This is a genomic window from Dactylosporangium darangshiense (assembly GCF_039537565.1).
Taxonomy (GTDB): Bacteria; Actinomycetota; Actinomycetes; order Mycobacteriales; family Micromonosporaceae; genus Dactylosporangium; species Dactylosporangium darangshiense.
The window spans coordinates 1-1,910 of sequence record NZ_BAABAT010000163.1; the positions used below are offsets into that span (position 1 = coordinate 1).

Consider the following 1,910-nt stretch of genomic DNA (forward strand, 5'->3'; position numbering starts at 1 on the left):
GATCGGGTTCGTCCTGTGCGCGCGGGTAACTGTTCTGGCGGTAAGCAAGACCAACGGCCAAGCTCCGCTTCGTGCGTGGCCCGACGGGGCGCGAGTCGTTCATACGCTCCACTACCGTGATCAGGTGCCCTGATCTGCCGCCGTCCGTGCGCGCAGCAGGTCACCGCTCGTCACGGTGGGTGACCGGCGCGGTGGAGCCGAGGATGTCCTCAACTGCCGATGAGCGCTCACGTGGTCCAAGGCAGCGTCGGGCAGGTGCAGATCGCGGGTTTGGTGCCTCGACTACTGCCTCGCCTTCAAGGCATTTCCGATGACCACGCCGCCGGCGACCGCGAGCGCGAAGCCAGCGAACAGGCCGAAGGTAAACGCAGGCGCTGAGACAAAGATCGTCACGGTAGATAAGGCCACGCCGATCACACACAGTCCGCCGCCGCCCAACAGGACCACCCTGCGTCTCGTCATGACATTCAGTTAACCAAGTGATGGTCGGCATTTGGCGTCCGGACATGCCGCGATGTGGTTGGGCTGGCGCGGTCCGTCAGTGTCGGGTAGCAAGGTCGCTGTGGAATCTGATCCGTTGCCGGTAGCCGAGGTGGCGATGCTGCCGGATACGTTCTTCATCGTCGTCGGTGCGGTGGAGGACGAGTGGGACAATGTCGATGATCTCGGCCACGCGCCGGCGGTCTGGGATGACCGGTTCGTGCTCGTCGCCGTCGACGCACAGAGGGAGCTTGTGCGGGCGCGGCTGTGGCGGCGCGAGCTAACCGAGCGGGTCGCGGGTCGGCCGTTGGTGTTCGACGGCAGCGTGGTGCTGACGGACGGGTCGCTGCGTATCGGGGAGGCGGTCGGGCCCGCGTCGCTGCGGTACCGCCTCGTCGCGCCGGGCAAATCGGTGCGGCTGAGGATCTGGGCCGACGGCAGAGACCTCCCGGTCGAGCTCGACATCGTGGTCTTGATTGAGTAGTCGGAGGTCCGGTACGTCGGGGTTCAACATCGAACTGTGCAAGTAGCCGCTGTCCGAGCGCGGTGTTCGCCGCCGCGCCCGTCACCATCGGTAACGGCTTCTGCCTAGTTCGAGCATCCGACTCTGCCGATGTGCGCGCACCCGATCGTGCAGGTAAGCGGATTGCCGCAGGCATGGCGACTACTTCACCATGCGGAAGCGCGGGTGTGCCAACCAAGCAGTGAGGAGATCGGCGTCGACGACGTGGTAGATGGCGGTGGTCCCGCCGGCAGTGACGTATGGAATCTCATGCCACGCTCCGCCGAGCGCGGCAAGGGTGTCCCGGGAGGTGGCCCACCATTGTTCAATCCCGGCACCGGAGTCGACAGCTTCGAGAGCGTTGACCCCGGCAGGTGGCGGGACTGGCAACGGGCCGGTCAGATCGATAAGGCCGCGGTGCCGTTGGGCCACCGCCACCGCAAGATGAGCAAGGAAACGGTGATCGTCCACGCCGTTCGTTGCCGAGGCCAGGACCACCTCTGCGCCCGGCAGGAATCCGACAGCACTCGCCAGATGCACCGCCTCGTCCGGGTCTTCGGGGTCCCATGCGCCGGGCTCGACCAGCATCGGCCCAGTGGCCAGTGACGCAGTCTGCCAGCCCACCTCGGACGGCTCTCGCAGCAGCCACCAGTCATCGATGTCATTCGTGAGCATCTCAGCCAACCACGCCCGGAACAGTTTGACGTCCGAAGCAGTCCACGGGTCGGGCAGCAGAACCGCGGCAGAAGGTCCGGTCACGGCACCATCATGCACGCCCGGACGCCACCGCCGGCATCCGCTTCTGCCGCCGACCGGGCGCGCGGGCCAGCGTGCGCGGTTACGCTCAGTGGTTCCGCGCCATGAGCAAGGACAGCGCGGTCGTCGAACTGCGGCGCTTCGAAGACGGGCTGACCGTCGAGCATGTAGG

General features: G+C 66.3%; 3 protein-coding genes. 1 reads left to right on the forward strand and 2 read right to left on the reverse strand.

All coding sequences use genetic code 11. The features are described from left to right. Positions 1-282 precede the first annotated feature (282 nt). The gene (locus ABD901_RS58420) at positions 283-447 is read right to left on the reverse strand and encodes a hypothetical protein (protein ID WP_345144995.1); all 165 of its coding nucleotides are present in this window, start codon (positions 445-447) and stop codon (positions 283-285) included. Positions 448-592: 145 nt separating this feature from the next. On the opposite strand from ABD901_RS58420, the gene ABD901_RS58425 reads away from it, so the two are divergent. Then, positions 593-964, forward strand: a complete 372-nt coding sequence (locus ABD901_RS58425) for a hypothetical protein (protein ID WP_345144997.1) — start codon at positions 593-595, stop codon at positions 962-964. A 180-nt stretch (positions 965-1,144) separates the two neighbouring features. Here ABD901_RS58425 and ABD901_RS58430 read toward each other — a convergent pair whose 3' ends face one another. After that, positions 1,145-1,741 carry a DUF6368 family protein gene (locus ABD901_RS58430; protein ID WP_345145001.1) on the reverse strand — a complete coding sequence of 199 codons (597 nt, stop codon included), beginning with the start codon at positions 1,739-1,741 and terminating at the stop codon, positions 1,145-1,147. Between the last annotated feature and the right edge of the window lie 169 nt (positions 1,742-1,910).